We start from the raw sequence: 13,794 nt of genomic DNA on the forward strand, positions 1-13,794 counted from the left end.
GGATGAAGTTCCCCTCAGGTTTTTCCCCAGAGCTGTGCACAAAGGGGAAACGCAGCACGGATTGCGCGTTCCGCAAAATAGAACATAATAAGAACAAAGGAACGAATCGCATGACTGAAAACGCCACCATCCGCGATCCCGTCGCGCTCACACCGGGCCTGGTCAGAGGTATCGGCGCCACGGCCCGCACTCCGCACTGGCAACCCGGCCTGGCGCTCGACTGCTTCCATGCCGAACTGTTCGCACCGGCGCGGGATGCCTCGGGAGCAGGCATGGCTCTCGCGCTGGCCCGCGATGCGCTTCGGATACAAAAGTCTACGCAAGGACCTGACCGTCGCCCCTTCCTATGGGTGCAGGACAAGGCAGCGCTGCGTCTTTCCGGTCGGCCTTATCTGCCGGGCCTGCCTGCAGACTTGCGCCATCGCCTGATCCATGTTGCCGCCACCACGCCCGAGGATGCCCTGTTTTCGCTGGAAGAGGGGTTGCGCTGCCGCGATCTTGCCTTCGTGATAGGCGAACTTGGCGGGAACCCGCGCGCGCTCGATTTCACCGCTTCGCGCCGTCTCAGCCTCGCGGCGGAAAAGCATGGCGTGCCGCTGTGGCTTGTCCGTCTCGATGCCCGGCGCGATCTGGGGGCGGCACGGATGCGCTGGGATGTGGCCAGCGCCCCTTCGTCGCGCCCGCGCTGGAATGAACACGCCCCGGGCAGACCCACTTGGCGTGCCGACTTGTTCCGCGCTCACACCTTCCACCCCGGACAATGGACCTTGCGCGATGACGATGCTTTCCTCGTCGCCGAACCTGCTACCTCCGCGCCGGATCATGGCGATCTGGTGCACGGATCTGGCGATCGATCGCTGGCGGCTGGCTGAAGGCCTGACGCCTGAAAAAGCGGCGCGGGGCGAGGGGGCCGACGCTGCCCCGCTCGCCCTGATCGAGGATACCGCACACGGCCCACGCATCGCTGCGGCCAACTCCGCCGCGCGTGCTGCCGGCGCCATGCCCGCGATGCGTCTTGCCGATGCGCGCACGCTCTGCCCTGCGCTCGCCGTGCGCCCGGCCGATGCGGCGGGCGATCTTGCCTTTCTCGAAAGCCTTGCCCTGTGGGCGCAACGCTGGGGACCATGGAGCGCGCTCGATCCACCCGACGGCCTGCTCGTCGACGTGACTGGCGTGGCCCATCTGTTCGGCGGCGAAACGGCGCTGATCGGCGATGCGATGCACCTTCTGGACAAGCGCGGCCTTGCCGCTCGCGCCGCGCTCGCGCCCACCGCAGGCGCCGCATGGGCGCTGGCCCATTTCGGCGCACAAGCCGCGATCCTCCCGCCCGAGGCCGATCCGCGCACGCATCTCGCCGATCTTCCGGTCGCTGCGCTGCGTCTCGATGCCGACGTGATCCTGCTGCTGCGCCGCCTCGGCCTCAAGCGACTGGGACAGATCCAGGGCCTGACGCGCGAAAACCTTGCCCGCCGCTTCCGCAACACCCGTTCCGCCGCTGCCAATCCGCTGCTCCGTCTGGACCAGCTCTTCGGCCTGCGCCCCGAGCCTCTGCTGCCCGTTGTCGGCGTGTCCGCGCCGCTCGTCCAGCGACGCCTGATGGAGCCGATCCGCCACCGCACCTTGCTCGATCAGGTCGTGGCCGATCTTGCCGCAGACATGGCGCGCCTGCTCGAAGGACTGGGGCAGGGCGCGCGTCGTCTCGAACTGGGGATGTGGAAAGTCGATGGTGAGGTGCTCGTTCGCCGTCTCGAGATGGCCGCCGCCTCGCGCGATCCGGCACATGTCTGCCGCCTCTTCGCCGCGCGGCTTGATGATCTCGATGCCGGGTTCGGCATAGAACTCGTGCGCCTGCGCGCGCCATGGACAGAGCCACTGCTGCTTGCCCAAGCCGATCTCGAGGCTGCTGCCGAAAGCCACGGCACCAGCCTTGCCGCCTGCATGGATCGTTTGACGGTGCGCCTGGGGCCGGATGCTGTGCGCCGTCCGGTCGCTCACGCCAGCCACCTGCCCGAGCGCGCCCAGCGCTGGCAGCCACCGCTCGCCGATCCTCCCTCTTCACAAGAGGAATTGCGTTTCCATCACAGACCTATGAAACTGTTGGATAAACCTGAGTCGATTGCGGTTATCTACGAAACTCCGGACGGTCTGCCCAGGCAGTTTCAATGGCGCGGCCAATTGCACAAGGTTGCGCGTGCCGAGGGTCCTGAACGCATCGCCCCCGAATGGTGGCGCGAACGCTCCACCGTGCGGCTGCGCGATTACTACAGGATCGAGGACGAAACCGGCCGCCGTTACTGGATCTACCGCCACGGCGTGATCGGAGATGGACGCGGTGGAGCCCCTGAATGGTTCATCCAGGGGCTCTTTGCTTGAGTATCAGAACGTTGGCGCCACGATCGTCTGCGCTGTCAGCCTGTCGATCACTTCTTGTGGCATCGTCTCGGCCGGGCGGCCCGAAACGAAATCAAGCAGGTCCTTGGTCAGCCGCTCGGTCTGCGTGGCGAAGACACCGTGCGGTTCGCCATCATACTCGATCAGCGTGGAATGCGGCACGGCCTTGGCCACGGCCCGCCCGGTCGCCTCGATCGGTACAGTCGCATCCGATGTGCCATGGATCACCAGCGTCGGCACGCGGAACGAGGCGAGGTCGCCCCGGAAGTCGGTCGTGGCAAAGGCCTTTGCGGCGAGCAGCGTCGGCCGCAGACCTGCCTGCATCGCGGTTGCCCACGAAAGCTTGAGCGTCTCGTCGCTCACCGGCCTGCTCAACATGCCCACGCCATAGAAATCACGGAAGAAGCCGGTGAAGAATTTCGCCCGGTCCTCCAGCATGCCCTCGGTCATCTCATCGAACGTCGATTGAGGCACACCCTCGGGATTGTCGTCGGTCTTGAGCATGTAGGGCACGACTGAGGACACCAGCGCCACCCGCGAAACGCCGCGCCCGCCATGGCGCGACATGTAGCGCGCGATCTCGCCGCCGCCCATCGAAAAGCCGACCAAGGCCGCGCCATCGCTCACACCCATTGCCGCCATGACGTCAGCCAGATCGTCTGCAAACGTGTCATAGTGATATCCGCCCGAGGGCTGGTCCGAGCGCCCGAAACCGCGCCGGTCATAGGCAATCGCGCGGAAGCCTTCTTCGGCCAATGCATGGCTCACCGGGTCCCAGCTGTCGCCCGAAAGCGGCCAGCCATGGATCAGCACCACAGGCGGGCCATCCCCCCACGACTTGGCATAAAGGCGAGTTCCGTCGCGGGTTTCGATCATCGGCATCAAACTGTCTCCTGAGCCCCGTCCGTGTGCTCCCTCAACGGCTCGTCCCGTTTCGCGTTCCGCTGCCCGGCCTGTCCACAGGTACGGGCTGGCGCATCAATCGGAAAGAACATATAAAGAACAAATGTCGCAGCTATCCGTTCTCGAACGCCTCGAAATCCTCGCTGATGCCGCCAAGTACGACGCCTCCTGCGCTTCGTCGGGCACCACCAAGCGCAACAGCAAAGGTGGAAAAGGCATCGGGTCGACCGAGGGCATGGGCATCTGCCATGCCTATGCGCCCGATGGTCGCTGCATCTCGCTGCTGAAGATCCTGCTGACCAACCACTGCGTTTTCGATTGCCATTACTGCGTGAACCGCAAGAGCTCGAACACCCGCCGCGCGCGCTTCAACCCGCAGGAGGTGGTGGACCTGACCCTGTCGTTCTACCGCCGCAACTATATCGAGGGTCTGTTCCTCTCCTCGGGCATCGTCAAAAGCTCCAGCCATACCATGGAGCAGTTGATAGAAGTCGCCCGTATCCTGCGGGAAGAGCATGATTTTCGCGGATACATTCACCTCAAGACCATCCCCGAGGCCGATCCCGAACTGGTCGCGCAGGCCGGGCTCTATGCCGATCGCGTCTCGATCAATGTCGAACTGCCGACGGTAGCCGGCCTCACCCGCCTCGCGCCAGACAAGTCCGCGCCGCAGATCGAAGGGGCGATGGGATCGCTGAAACAAGCCATCGTCGAGGCCAAGGACGCCCGCAAGCGCTTCCGTCACGCGCCGAAGTTCGCGCCCGCGGGCCAGTCCACCCAGATGATCGTCGGCGCTGACGCTGCGACCGATACCGATATCGTCGGCCGCGCCAGCACACTCTATGACCGCTTTCGCCTGCGCCGCGTCTATTACTCCGCGTTCAGTCCGATCCCGGATGCCAGCGCGGTCCTGCCGCTCAAGCGCCCGCCATTGATGCGCGAGCACCGGCTCTACCAGTCCGACTGGTTGATGCGCTTCTACGGCTATGCTCCGCACGAGGTTCAGCAGGCAGCCGGAGCTGACGGCATGCTCCCGCTCGACATCGATCCCAAGCTTGCCTGGGCTTTGCGCTTTCGCGGAGATTTCCCGATCGACGTCAACCGCGCGCCGCGCGAAAAGCTGTTGCGTGTGCCGGGCTTGGGGGTGAAAGCCGTCAATGCGCTTGTCGCCGTACGCCGCCAGCGTCGCTTGCGTCTGGCCGACGTCGGCAAGCTCACCGTCTCCATCGCCAAGGTGCGCCCTTTCATCGTTGCCGAAGACTGGCGCCCGGTGCTCCTGACCGATCGCGTCGATCTGCAGAGCCTGCTGGTGCCGAGCGTCAAGCCTACCCAGATGGAACTCTTCGCATGAAGCCGTTCCGCGACATGCGCCTGGCCGAGGCATTCCGCATCCAACTCGCCGCGCCGGACGATTTCGAAGACTGGCGCAATGCCGCCCGCCGGATGATCCGTGCCGACGTGCCGCCCGACCGGATCACCTGGGAATCGCCTGCTGACCAGAGCGCGGACCTCTTCGCGCATGGTGACCGCCGCTTGCCGCCGCCCCCTGCCGATGCGCCGCAGCCACGCGCTTCGCGAGACTTCCTGCAACTTGCACAGAGTGTGATCCTTCATTCTGATTCAAAGCGCTTTTCTCTGCTTTATCGCGTGCTGTGGCGGCTTCAATCATGCCCGCGCCTGATGGAGGACAAAGCAGATCCTGATGTCCGCTCGATGGAGGATCTGGCCCGGCAGGTGCGGCGTGACATCCACAAGATGCGCGCCTTCGTCCGCTTCCGCCTCGTTGAGAGCGTCAATAGCGAGCAGGTGGAGCACTACGTCGCCTGGTTCGAGCCCGAGCATCACATCCTCCGCGCCAATGCCGGGTTCTTCGTGCGCCGCTTCACCACCATGCGCTGGTCGATCCTCACCCCGCGCGGATGCCTGCACTGGGACGGGGAAACCCTTCAGGAAGGCCCGCCAGCCACGCGGGCCGATGCGCCTTCGGGCGATCCGGTCGAGGCGCTGTGGCGCGGTTATTATGCGTCGATCTTCAATCCTGCGCGTTTGAAGATCGGGGCCATGCTCAAGGAAATGCCCCGCAAGTACTGGAAAAACATGCCCGAAGCCGCGCTCATCCCCGAGCTGATCGCAGGGGCGCAGGCACGCGAGGCACGGATGGTGAAGGCGGGCGAACAGGACTTTGGCGAGCGGCCGCAGAGCCTCGATGCGATTGGCGATGCGATCCTTGCCTGCCGCCGCTGCGAGATTGGCTGCAATGGCACGCGCGCAGTCATGGGTGAGGGGGCCTCCACCGCCACGCTGATGATCGTGGGCGAACAGCCCGGCGATACCGAGGAAGAGCAGAGCCGCCCCTTCGTTGGCCCTGCAGGCCGTCTGTTGCGCACGCATCTAGAGGAAGCGGGTATCCCGGACAGGCGCACCTATGTGACCAACGCGGTCAAGCACTTCAAGTTCCTGCCACGTGGCAAGCGCCGCCTGCACCAGAACCCGACGGCCAAGGAAATCGACGTGTGCCGCTGGTGGCTCGATGGCGAGCGCGCGCTGGTCAAGCCCCGGCTCGTTCTGGCCCTCGGCGCCAGCGCGGCGCGGAGTCTGTTGGGCAAGACGGTCAGCGTGCAGAAGGTGCGCGGGGAGCCACATATGCTGGACGATGGCAGCGAACTGTGGATTACCACCCACCCCAGCTATCTGCTGCGTCTGCAAGATCACGGACGCGCTGAAGAAGAGATCAAATTTGCGAATGACTTGCGCAAGGTAGCTGCACGTCTTTCGGAACTTTTCGAGCGCGGAAGTCCTCAGGACTGATGCCCGAACCCGCGCTGACGCCCCCACGGCGCCACGTCACGCCGACTGAAGGGGAACCACCGCCGCGTGCGCCTTTCGTGGAACTGGGCCTTGCGACCTGCTTCTCCTTCCTGCGCGGCGCGTCCGAAGCATCCGCACTGGTCGAGACTGCGCGGGCGCTGGGCTATGACGCGCTCGGGATTGCCGATGCCAACACCATGGCGGGCGTGGTGCGCCTCCATACCGAGGCTGAATCTGCGCGCCTACGCCCGGTGATTGGCTGCCGCATCGAGACGGTCGAAGGCCTTGCATTGCTAGCCTACCCACAGGATCGCGCTGCCTATGGTCGCCTTTGCCGCCTGATTTCGGCAGGGCGCATGTCGACGCTCGATGGCGAATGGCAGGCCAAGGGCGTCTGCGAGATCGATCTGGCGATGCTGGCGGCCCATGCCGAAGGGGTCAGCTTGATCCTTATCCCCCCAAGCGATGTGGATCAGGTGTTTAGCGTAGAAATCGAAAGCAATGTCTATGCTTTTCCGGCAGGAGAGTCCCCAGCTTTTCCACCAGCTGTTCACAAGCAGTCCCTGCCTTTTCCCGACCTTCTCCCCCGGCTTGTCCACAGGCTGCCCACAATGCGTCATTTGGCCGCAAGCTACCTCTATGTGGGAGACGATATCGCCCGGATCGAACGTCTCGATGGCCTTGCGCGTGCTCATGGCCTCGGCCTGCTCGCCACCAACGAGGTTCTCTATGCCACGCCAGAGCGCCGCCCGCTGCAGGACGTGATGACGGCAATCCGCCACAAGACCACGGTGGCCGGGGCCGGGCACTTGCTCGAGCCCAATGCCGAGCGGCACCTGAAATCGCCCGACGAGATGGTCCGCCTGTTCCAGCGCTGGCCTCAAGCGATCACGGCGACGCGAGACGTGGCAGATGCCTGTCAGTTCAGCCTCAGGGAGCTAAGCTATGAATATCCCGAGGAAATCTGCCCGGAAGGCCATGATCCGCAATCATGGCTCGAAGTGCAGACCTGGCAAGGTGCGCAGGGGCGCTATCCGGACGGCGTGCCCGATAGCGTGGCTGACACGCTGCGCCGGGAACTTGACCTGATCGGCAAGCTGAACCTCGCAACCTACTTTCTGACCATCAAGGACATTGTTGATTTCGCGAGAAATTGCGATCCTCCCATCCTGTGCCAAGGGCGCGGCTCGGCGGCCAATTCGGCGGTCTGCTTCTGCCTTGGCATCACCGCCGTCGATCCCGCCAAACACGCTCTCCTGTTCGATCGCTTCATTTCCGAGGAGCGTAAGGAGCCGCCAGACATCGACGTCGATTTCGAGCATGAGCGGCGCGAGGAAGTGATCCAGTACATCTACCGCCGCTTCGGCCGGGCGAGGGCAGGTCTCTGCGCCACGGTGATCCACTATCGCCCCCGCATGGCGATCCGCGAGGTGGGCAAGGCCATGGGCCTGTCCGAGGACGTGACAGGCGCGCTCGCCCGCACCGTCTGGGGCAGTTGGGGCACCGAAGTGGGCGAGAAGAACGTCAACGAAAGCGGCCTCGACGGTACCGATCCATACCTCAGGCGCGTTATCGCAATTGCCCAGCAAATGATTGGCATGCCTCGCCATCTTTCGCAGCACGTCGGCGGCTTCATCCTAACCCAGGGCCCGCTCACCGAGACGATCCCGATTGGCAATGGCGCCATGGCCGATCGCAGTTTTATCGAATGGGACAAGGATGACATCGACGCACTCGGCATCCTCAAGGTCGATGTACTGGCGCTCGGCATGCTCACCTGCATCCGCAAGTGCCTCGACTTGCTGGGCGCCCACCATGGCCGCGAACTGACGCTGGCCACGGTCCCGCGCGAGGATCCGGCGGTTTACGACATGCTGTGCAAGGGTGATTCCCTCGGCGTGTTTCAGGTGGAAAGCCGCGCGCAGATGAACATGCTGCCGCGTCTGCGGCCGCGCTGCTTCTATGATCTGGTCATCGAAGTCGCCATCGTCCGCCCCGGCCCGATACAGGGTGACATGGTCCACCCCTACCTCAAGCGGCGGCGGGGTGAGGAGAAGGTCGAAATCCCCGCGCCTGGCCCGGAACATGGGCCCCCGGACGAGCTTTCCTCGATCCTTGCCCGCACACTAGGCGTGCCGATCTTCCAGGAGCAGGCAATGAAGATCGCGCTTGATGCGGCGAAATTCAGCAGCCTCGAAGCCAATCGCCTGCGAAAGGCTATGGCGACGTTCCGCTCGCGCGGGATGGTTCATGAGCTTGAGGACATGATGGTCGGCCGCATGGTTCAGCGCGGCTATGATCCCGATTTCGCAGCGCGCTGCTTCAACCAGATCAAGGGCTTCGGCGAATATGGCTTTCCCGAAAGCCACGCCGCCAGTTTTGCGCACCTCGTTTATGTCTCGTCATGGCTCAAGTGCCATTACCCGGCGGCCTTCGCCTGCGCGCTGCTCAATTCGCAGCCAATGGGTTTCTACGCCCCTGCGCAGATTGTCGGTGATGCGGCGCGGCATGGCGTGGTTGTGCTGCCGGTGGATGTGAACCATTCGGACTGGGACTGCACGCTGGAGCAGGAGGGCCATGCCCTGCGCCTCGGCCTCCGGCAGATCGATGGCTTCCCCGAGCACGCCGCTGCCATGCTTGTGGCAGCGAGGGAGCAGGGCGGGGGCTTCACCGATGCCATCAGCCTCAAGGAACGGGCAGGGCTCTCGCCTGCGCTGGTCGAGCGGCTTGCCGCGGCCGATGCCCTCGGCTCGCTCGGCCTCACGCGCAGGCAGGCGTTGTGGGATGCGCGCAGTCTCGTCGCGCCCAAGGAACTGCCTCTCTTTGCCGCCATGACGTCACGCTCCGAAGGTGAGGAACGCAGCCGGGCCATACTGCCGATGATGCCGCTGTCCGAAGAGGTTGTGGCCGATTACCAGACACATCGCCTGTCGTTGAAGGCCCACCCGATGGCGTTCCTGCGCCCCCTTCTGGGCGAACGAGGCTTCGTGCGGGCAGCGGACCTCAGGAACCACAAGTATCGCGCCACGGTGCAGGTGGCCGGCGTGGTGCTGGTGCGTCAGCGCCCCGGCAGCGCGAAGGGCGTCTGCTTCATCACGCTCGAGGACGAAACCGGCGTGGTCAATCTGGTGATCTGGCCCGACCTGATGGAGAAGCAGCGCAAGGTCATCATGGGGTCGCGGCTGATGGAAGTGCGCGGGCGGGTTGAATACGACGACGAGGTCATCCACGTCATCGCTACGCACCTGACCGATGCCAGCGCCAGTCTCGATGCCCTGTCCGATGCTGACCGGCTCAACCCGCCGATCGCGCGGGCCGATGAGTGCAACCGGCCGATCCCCGAACGAAGTGGGCCGGGTGCCCGCACGCACCCGCGCGACGTGCGGATCATCCCCAAGTCACGCGATTTCCATTAGCTACGCAGGCGCTCAATCCCCTGCGCGAGTGCGACATAGAGCTTGCCCATGTCGGAGGACAACAGCGTGACGCCAAGCGCGTTACCGTCACGCGTCGAAAGCAGCTGGCGCAGCATCGATTCGAAGTCGTGGATGTACCGGTTCACATGCTCGCGGAATTCGCTCTCAGCCTCGTAATGCGCCTGAACCGCCTTGGCCTCGGCGCTTTCCAGCAGCGATACGGCACGGCGCGTGAAGATGCCGCGGTCGCCGCGCAGGTATGAGGCCCATGCGGTTTCCGAGACATCGGTGGAAAGCGCCTTGGCGATGTCGATGGCCGAGGAGTTCAGCGATTCGGTGATCAGCGCGGCGCGACGGGCAAAGTCGTTATCAACCTGTTCCTCGGCCTTCTCGCGAACCCGGTTGACCCGGGCCTCCAGATTGCCGGCCAATTCGTCGACCTTCGTCAACTGGTCGCGCATCTGGATCGCGGTGTCGCGGCTTGCAGCAGCAGCGGCATCGATCGCCTCTTCAAGCCGTCCGACGAGTTCGGCCGCGCGCCCCTGCAGGACCCGCGCAATCGCTGCGCTGCTCTGTTCACCGAGTTGCTCGGAAAGCGCCTCGATCTCGCCCGCCGTGCTGGCGCGCAAATCATCACCTGCCTTGCCGGCTGCCTGCGTCAGCCGTTCGACCGCACCCGACAGCCGCGTTTCGATGTCCTGCGAGAGCGAATCGCTTTGCGCGCGCACTCCGGCAAGGACTTCACGCAGGGCGACGAGTTGCTGCTCGCGCTCAGCCGCCTGTTCGAGCAGCGTCTTCTGAGCCTTCTGCAAATCCTTGATCGTGGACGAAACTTCGCCACGTGCCGAACCGACCGTTTCCGACAGTGCGCGACCACCATCGCCAGCCTCGCGCAACGTATCGCGCAAAGTGAACACGCGGTCCTCCAGTCCCTTGAGCCCCGCTTCGGTGCTGCGCAGGGCTTCGGGGATCTGCGTGCGGGTATGGTCGCCTCCTGCCTGGATCAACTCAAGCAGGCGCACCGCGGAATCGGTGAGTTCCCCGATCTGCAGGTCAGTCCCGGCAAGCGCGTGGCGCATCTCGGAAAGGCGGGCGGTGAGATCGCCCATGGCCTTGTCGACTTGTGCAGCGGTCTGCGCACCTTGATCGCCTGAGTTGCGAAGAACTTCGGAAAAGGCACTGACCTTCTTGCCGATTTCCTCACACCGGGTTGCAAGCTTCTCCGCCTCCATCGCCTGCATTCGGCGCTGCGCCTCGATCGCCTGATCCAGATCGGCGAGCTTGCTGGCGAGCGTCTCCGCCGCCAAGGCTGCTGCTCGCTCCATCGCGGTCCGACGTTCGCCGACGGCCTCGTCGATCTCCGCAAGGCGCTGTTCGAGCGCGGAACGCTGTTCTGATGCGCTGGCTTCGGCAGATGCGCGGCGGCGGGCGAGTTGCTCGTCGAGGTCTCTCGCCTGCGCCTCAAGCATCGCGGTCAGGGACCGTGCCGCCTCCTCGAAGCGTGCCAGACGTCCTGCAGAGTCTGCCAAGAGTCCCTCCTGAGCCTCGCCGAGTTCCGCAAGAGTTGCGCGCAAGGCTTCCGCCTGCGCCTCGCTGCGCTTCCTCCATGCGGCAAGGGCTGCCTCCTCCGCCTGGGTGGTGGCGGCAGACTGGTCGGCCGTGCGCACAGCAAGGGCATCGAAGCGGCTTTCGGCAAGGTTGGCCAGATCATCGGAAGCCTTGGCAAAACCCGTAAGCGCGGCATCCACCCGTTCACGGAACGAGATGACCTGCCGTTCGCTGGCTAGGCCGAACTCGTTGAGCCGCTGGAAGCCTGAGACCAGTTCCTCAAGCTGCAGATGCGCTGTCCGCCCGGCATTACCGATGTTGTTGGTCACGTCCTTGGCGGCGTTGGCGATCACCGGCAACTGCCCACGCAGCTTGTCCATGTTGTCGAGCGCGGCAGATGAGACTTCGGCGATCCGGTCAATCTGTGCTCCATTCTTGCCCACTAGCGCGTCGAGCTGGGTCGCACTGCCCGAAAGCCGTTCCACCGCCATGCGGCCAAGCGCTTCAAGATCGCGGCTCTGTGCGGCAATGAAATCGCGAGCCAGGGCGAGTTCGGTGTTCATCGAGACGAGGCGCTGTTCCAGCAGCGCCGATTCCTGACCCAGAACCCGCGAAACATCGGCGAAGCGGCCCGCTTCCCGGCGGCTCGTGCGCATTGCCAAAAGCCAGAGGACCAGCACGAGCAATACGGGGACCGACCATTGCGTCACCCACCAGACCCACTGGTCAGGAGCTATCGGTTGCGACTGCCGCAGTATGACGGCCCAGATGAAGAATCCCGTCCAGCCGGCAATTGCAATAAGCGCGGCCGAGACACCGATCCAGCTCCGGTCTGGCGAAGCATGCGCAATCTCCTCCGCATCAAGAAGATCAAGCGTGGCCAGAGATCGTGGAGCCGCGGATTCAGGATCATGCGGCGCATACGCCATGGTGGCCTCAGTGGTGTCCTGTTCGGCACCGTCGATCGGAATGATCCGTCTTCCCCCGTTCATGTCCTGGCACATACCACGATTTGCGCAGAGGCATAAACCCCGCCTTAACGATTTGACCCGTAGCCCTTTCGCATGGCCTACGAAGGCGCCTCCCTCGATGCAAACCTCGCCGCTGCCGCCGGGCACGATCCCGATCTCGTGCGAGAATTGCGGGCAGCTTTCATCGAAAGTGCCGAACGGCAGGTCGATCTGCTGGGCCGATCGCGCTGTGATGGCAACTGGCATGTTGCGGCGATGCGGCTGAAGGGCCTCGCTGCCAGCTTCCATGCTGATGGCCTGCTCGGCCTTGCCGAGGAAGCGCTCGATACCGTTCCTGGTGATCCTGCTGTCCTTCGCCGTCTTCGCCAGATGCTCGACGATCTCGCCGTCGAACCCTGACGGGGGTCCTTTAACGCCTGACAAGTTGCTTGCCCGCCTTGGCAGCGCGGCCCCCAATCCCTACCATGGCGCGTCAGGAGGCCAATTCTTGCGGGTCGCAGTTCTATCGTTGATCGAAGCCGCCGGTGCCGAGCCGGGAGGCTTGCGCGGATATCTGCCGATCGGCGGACGCTCGCTGCTGCGCCATCAGATCGGCCTTGCGCTTTCCCTTGGTGCCAAGCGCATCGTGGTCATGGCTGAGGGCATCAGCGCCGAACTCGTCGCGCTCCAGCACGTCGCCGAAGCGGGCGGCGCGCAGTTCCATGTCGTGGCAACGGCGAGGGCGCTTGTCCCGCTACTGCCGCCCGAGGACGACGTGATCGTGCTGGGCGATGGCCTGCTCGCGATGCCCGAGGCCATGCACGAGCTGATCGAGGCAGGACCCGTCGTTCTGACGCTTCCGGTCGAAACCGGCCTGCCACTCGGATTCGAGCGGATCGACATCAACAACGCCTTTGCCGCCGCAATGCGCTTCCCGGGCCGGATCGCCGCTGGTCTTGCTGACTTGCCGCCCGAGTGGAACGCCCAGTCCGCGCTGCTGCGACTTGCCGTGCAAGGCCGCGTTGCGCAGCGGGGGATTCCTTCAGCCCTGCTTGACGATGGTCGCTGGAACATCGTGCGTTCCGAAGAAGAAGCCCACGTTGCCGAGCGGCAATGGCTGCGGCTTCACACCGATCTTTCCGCCGATGGCGCGGGGGCTGGTTCGCCCGGCGAACTGCTGGCCATGGCCGTGGTCCGGCGCTTCGGACCGGCGCTGCTTCACGCGGGCACGCGCCCGGCTCTGGTGGGCCTTGCTGCCGGGATCGTCGGCCTGCTCGGAGGGGGCCTTGGCTGGCTCGGCAACTATGCCGTCGGCTTCGTTCTTCTCGGCCTTGCGTGGCTGGTCGAGCGAGTTGCCAGCCTGCTCGGGCAGGTCGAACGCGATTCGCTTCTGGCTTCGGGCATCGCCCGGCGAAGCATTGGAATCTTTCATCTGCTGGTCGATCTGGGGCTGATCACTCTGGCAGGCTGGCGCAGCGAATTGCCGGCTTCTGTTGCCGTGCCGTTCGGTCTGAATTTCTTCGCGCCCGTGCTGCTCGTCGGCGGAGCGCGGTTGGTCAGTCTGGCGCTGCCTGCCAGAATCGCCAGTGGCTGGCTTTCCGACCGTGCGGTGCTGGGTCTCACGCTCGCCCTCTACAGCGCATTGCTGCCGTTCGATGTCTCGATCGGCCTGTCGGTTCTGGCCCTTTTCGGTTCATGCCTGCTGGCTTTGCAGTTCGCCGCAAGCGACCGCCCGGCCAGTTCGCCTAACCCGCAGTTAACCAGTCGGCCTTAAGAGC

At 64.5% G+C, this 13,794-nt stretch carries 9 protein-coding genes; 7 read left to right on the forward strand and 2 right to left on the reverse strand.

Annotated features, from left to right (window positions below; all coding sequences use genetic code 11):
• Positions 1–110 precede the first annotated feature (110 nt).
• Positions 111–872 carry a hypothetical protein gene (locus IQ25_RS15655; RefSeq protein ID WP_246415822.1) on the forward strand — a complete coding sequence of 254 codons (762 nt, stop codon included), beginning with the start codon at positions 111–113 and terminating at the stop codon, positions 870–872.
• Positions 775–2,373, forward strand: a complete 1,599-nt coding sequence (locus IQ25_RS15660; protein ID WP_246415823.1) for a DNA polymerase Y family protein — start codon at positions 775–777, stop codon at positions 2,371–2,373. The genes IQ25_RS15655 and IQ25_RS15660 overlap by 98 nt, the downstream gene beginning before the upstream one ends.
• Before the next feature lie 3 nt (positions 2,374–2,376).
• Here IQ25_RS15660 and IQ25_RS15665 read toward each other — a convergent pair whose 3' ends face one another.
• Entirely contained in the window at positions 2,377–3,273 is an 897-nt protein-coding gene (locus IQ25_RS15665; protein ID WP_144907215.1) for an alpha/beta fold hydrolase, read from the reverse strand.
• Between the two features lie 124 nt (positions 3,274–3,397).
• On the opposite strand from IQ25_RS15665, the gene IQ25_RS15670 reads away from it, so the two are divergent.
• Genes IQ25_RS15670 through IQ25_RS15680 form a run of 3 tightly spaced genes read left to right on the forward strand, consistent with a single transcriptional unit; the run spans position 3,398 to position 9,518 of the window.
• On the forward strand, positions 3,398–4,645 hold the full coding sequence (locus IQ25_RS15670; protein ID WP_144907216.1) for a putative DNA modification/repair radical SAM protein: 1,248 nt from the start codon (positions 3,398–3,400) through the stop codon (positions 4,643–4,645).
• Positions 4,642–6,102, forward strand: coding sequence for a UdgX family uracil-DNA binding protein (locus IQ25_RS15675; protein WP_181447260.1), 1,461 nt, complete (start codon positions 4,642–4,644; stop codon positions 6,100–6,102). Before IQ25_RS15670 ends, IQ25_RS15675 begins: the two co-directional genes overlap by 4 nt.
• Positions 6,102–9,518 carry an error-prone DNA polymerase gene (locus IQ25_RS15680; RefSeq protein ID WP_144907217.1) on the forward strand — a complete coding sequence of 1,139 codons (3,417 nt, stop codon included), beginning with the start codon at positions 6,102–6,104 and terminating at the stop codon, positions 9,516–9,518. The genes IQ25_RS15675 and IQ25_RS15680 overlap by 1 nt, the downstream gene beginning before the upstream one ends.
• Here the strand turns inward: IQ25_RS15680 and IQ25_RS15685 are convergent.
• Entirely contained in the window at positions 9,515–12,058 is a 2,544-nt protein-coding gene (locus IQ25_RS15685) for a coiled-coil domain-containing protein (protein WP_144907218.1), read from the reverse strand. The two genes, IQ25_RS15680 and IQ25_RS15685, sit on opposite strands and share 4 nt — an antisense overlap.
• A 72-nt stretch (positions 12,059–12,130) precedes the next feature.
• Between IQ25_RS15685 and IQ25_RS15690 the strand changes: the two genes are divergently transcribed.
• Both IQ25_RS15690 and IQ25_RS15695 read left to right on the forward strand, forming a co-directional pair.
• The gene (locus IQ25_RS15690) at positions 12,131–12,436 is read left to right on the forward strand and encodes an Hpt domain-containing protein (RefSeq protein WP_144907219.1); all 306 of its coding nucleotides are present in this window, start codon (positions 12,131–12,133) and stop codon (positions 12,434–12,436) included.
• 88 nt (positions 12,437–12,524) lie between these two features.
• Positions 12,525–13,790 (forward strand): glycosyltransferase family protein, encoded by a 1,266-nt coding sequence (locus IQ25_RS15695; RefSeq protein ID WP_144907220.1) that lies wholly within the window; start codon positions 12,525–12,527, stop codon positions 13,788–13,790.
• The last annotated feature ends 4 nt before the right edge of the window (positions 13,791–13,794 follow it).

The sequence above is a fragment of the Novosphingobium taihuense genome, assembly GCF_007830315.1.
GTDB lineage: Bacteria > Pseudomonadota > Alphaproteobacteria > Sphingomonadales > Sphingomonadaceae > Novosphingobium > Novosphingobium taihuense.